General features: G+C 55.4%; 3 protein-coding genes. 1 reads left to right on the forward strand and 2 read right to left on the reverse strand.

The genetic code is table 11. From position 1 onward, the window contains the following. Positions 1–1,790 (reverse strand): ATP-dependent zinc metalloprotease FtsH (gene ftsH, locus RDL66_RS08910; protein ID WP_308536634.1); only part of this gene is annotated, 1,790 nt, incomplete at its 3' end. 99 nt (positions 1,791–1,889) lie between these two features. On the opposite strand from ftsH, the gene RDL66_RS08915 reads away from it, so the two are divergent. Continuing rightward, entirely contained in the window at positions 1,890–3,104 is a 1,215-nt protein-coding gene (locus tag RDL66_RS08915) for a glycosyltransferase (protein ID WP_308536636.1), read from the forward strand. A gap of 8 nt (positions 3,105–3,112) precedes the next feature. Here RDL66_RS08915 and RDL66_RS08920 read toward each other — a convergent pair. Next, positions 3,113–3,439, reverse strand: a 327-nt coding sequence (locus RDL66_RS08920) for a phosphoribosyltransferase family protein (protein ID WP_308536637.1), incomplete at its 5' end; no start/stop codon positions are given.

Here is a 3,439-nt window from a genome sequence, read left to right on the forward strand (position 1 = left end):
ATGATGGACCAAGCTTCCCGCGTGGCGGTTTCCATCAAATTTTGCACCTCCGCGTCGATAGCATGGGCGGTGGAATCGGAATACTCTTGCGCTTTGCCGTAATCCATGCCCACAAAAGGTTCATCGTGGGAGCTACCGTAACGAACCGCCCCCAGCCCGGCCGACAAGCCCCAGCGGGTTACCATCTTGCGGGCGATAGCGGTGGCATTTTCAATGTCATTAGACGCCCCGGTAGAGGGGTCCTGAAACACGATTTCCTCTACGACTCGTCCTCCCATAGCGTAAACCAGCTGATCCAGCAGCTGGTTACGGGTCTCGGAATAGCGATCCTCGGTGGGCATGACCATGGTGTAGCCCAAGGCGTGTCCACGGGGCAGGATCGTCACTTTCGTCACGGGGTCGGAATAGTTCGATGCCGCGGCGCACAAGGCGTGACCACCCTCGTGGTAGGCAGTGACCAGTTTGTCGTGGTCGTTCATAATCCGGGAATGCTTCTGGGGCCCGGCAATAACCCGATCCACCGCTTCATCGAGATCGTGAGCGGTAATGACTTCCCGACTGTGACGTGCTGCCAGCAGGGCCGCTTCGTTCAAAACATTGGCCAAATCCGCACCGGTGAATCCGGGGGAGCGTTTGGCCAGAGATTTCATATCCGCGTCGGGAGCCAAGGGCTTGTTCTTGGAGTGAACCGCCAGAATCGCTTCGCGTCCCTTTAAATCCGGCGCTTCGACCGCCACTTGACGGTCAAAACGACCGGGACGCAGCAAAGCCGGATCGAGCACGTCGGCACGGTTGGTAGCGGCAATCATGATGACGTTGGTGCGTTCATCGAATCCGTCCATCTCCACCAGCAGCTGGTTCAAGGTCTGTTCGCGTTCATCGTGCCCCCCGCCCAAGCCGGTGCCGCGGTGGCGACCCACCGCGTCAATCTCGTCAACAAAAATGATGGCCGGAGCCGCCGCCCGCGCCTGCTCAAACAAATCCCGCACTCGTGAGGCGCCCATACCCACGAACATCTCGACGAACTCGGAACCGCTCATCGAAAAGAACGGCACCCCGGCTTCTCCCGCAACCGCGCGAGCCAACAGGGTCTTACCGGTGCCGGGAGGACCGTAGAGCAGCACTCCCTTGGGAATTTTCGCCCCGAGCTTGTGAAACTTTTCGGGCTCCGCCAGGAACTCTTTGATTTCCTCCAATTCCTCCACAGCCTCATTGACCCCCGCAACGTCTGCGAACGTCACTTTCGTTTCGTCCTCTTTGTTGAACATTCGAGGCTTGGCTCGACCCATTCCGAGGGGACCCATTCCCCCGCCCATGCGCGAAACAAACCAGAAAAACACCACAAAGATGATAATCATCGGCACCATCAAAGTGAGCATGGACTCCCACCAGGAGGACACCGGATAGATAGAATCAAAACCCTTCTTTGGTTTCGCGTCGGCTACCGCTTTCGCAACCGTCTCCGCTTGGGGACGAACATAAGAAAAAGAAACCTTTTTACCCGCATCCGCATTCGGTTTCAACCCGAAAGGACCGTCTTTGGGCAGGTAAACCCGCGGACGTTGGTAGGACTTGGTCAACTCCATACTGACGGTCTGGGTGCCATCGTTGATAACGACTTTTTCAACGGTGCTGCCCCGCAACAACGTCAAACCTTCGTCGGTGGTAATGCGAGTGGGACCGCCTTGGGCAGAAAAAACCATGAAAGCCACGATTATTGCGATGACTACAAAGGCCGCAATGCCGCCAGAGATTTGTTTTTTCTTTGGAGTTTTATTCGTCTTGTCCATGTTCACTTTTCCGTTATCCGGTACAACACCTTAAGCCTACCAAACAGCTATAAAATGGGTGCATTCCCCCAGTTTTACGCCAACTATAAAGAGAGCATCATGAAGATTGTTATCGCGGCTGATTCTTATCCCCCAGACGTGAGTGGAAATGCGATTTTTTCTCAGAACTTGGCTCGCGGGCTGCGTGCTCGGGGCCACAGCGTTCATATCATCGCTCCTTCCCCGGTTTCCCGGCCGTATATCACCAACGTTGCGGGTATTTCCGAGCATCGGATGCGCTCCCACGAATTTGCCTATCTCCGTGGTTTCTCTCTGAGTATGCCTTGGAAAATTAATAGCACCGTGCGCCGAATTCTGCAGGGTATAAACCCCGATGTGGTGCACGTGCAATCCCACCTCAGTGTGGGTCGAGTCGTGTGTAAATACGCCAACGAATTGGGACTGCCGTTGGTTGTGACAAATCACTTCACCCCGGAAAACCTCCTTGACCGTATCTCTTGCTGTGTACCGAAGTTCATCGGCAAGCTGCTGGCGGATATGGCCTGGAGGGACCTGGCAAATGTGTTCCAACGAGCCGATCGTCTGGTCGCTCCCAGCCCCGCCGCCATCGCGGTCATGAAAGAACACGCGCATCTGGGCGGAGGCATCTCTATCAGCAACGGGGTGAATCTGCCCGTGCACCGAGCTGCCGCTCAAAAGGCTGAAAAACACCAAATTCCGCACCTTCTGTACGTGGGACGTCTGGAAAACCAGAAACACGTGGACGACATCATCACCGCGCTGGCTCTGCTGCAGCCCTCCACCAAACTGCACTTTGACATTGTGGGAACCGGCACGAAAAAAGAAGATTTGCGGCGGAAAGCTGCGGAACTGCGGGTCATAGACCGGGTTACTTTCCATGGTTACCTGGACGACGATGCCCTCATTGAGATGTATGCACGCAGCGATATTTTTGTCAATGCCTCCACTGGGGAACTGCAGTCTTTGGCGACTTTGGAGGCACTGAGTTCGGGGATTCCGGTAATCTTGGCGAATGCGGTAGGGCTGCCGCACTTGGTGAGTCCCGGTGTCAACGGCTACCTGTTCCAGCCCGGAGATGTCGAGGCTCTCTCCGATTACCTGGAAGACCTGGCTTTGAATGAGCAAAAACGCAAGTTTATGGGCAAGATGAGCCTAGATATAGCCAAACCCCACGACTTTGAAAAAACTCTGGACAGCTACGAAGCCCTGTACCGCTCTGCCCAGGAAGAAAACGCGAAAGTGCGCCAGCATCTGGACGCCATCGATCCCGACTACGTGTTTCCCCAGGATTAGCCGCGCGACTACTTTTCGTAAACGTGGGGCGCTAAAAGCCCGATAAACGGCAGGTTGCGGTAGTGTTCGGCATAATCCAGGCCGTATCCGACCACGAATTCGTTAGGGATATCGAAACCGACGTAGCGCGGATTGACTACCGCTTTGGCGGCATCGGGTTTACGCAACAAAGTCGCGATATTCAGGGACGCACACCCCCGGGTGCGCAGGTTTGCCTCCAGCCAAGACAGGGTCAAGCCGGAATCGATAATGTCCTCCACGATTAAGACGTGACGGTCTTTGATGTCCGTGTCCAGATCCTTCAAAATCCGCACCACCCCGGACGATTTCGTCCC

The organism is uncultured Mobiluncus sp. (genome assembly GCF_902488535.1).
Taxonomy (GTDB): domain Bacteria; phylum Actinomycetota; class Actinomycetes; order Actinomycetales; family Actinomycetaceae; genus Mobiluncus.

Bases quoted from the DNA above. Each gene is read 5' to 3' on its own strand.
- RDL66_RS08915 (WP_308536636.1), top strand. From the start codon at position 1,890: ATGAAGATTGTTATCGCGGCTGATTCTTATCCCCCAGACGTGAGTGGA.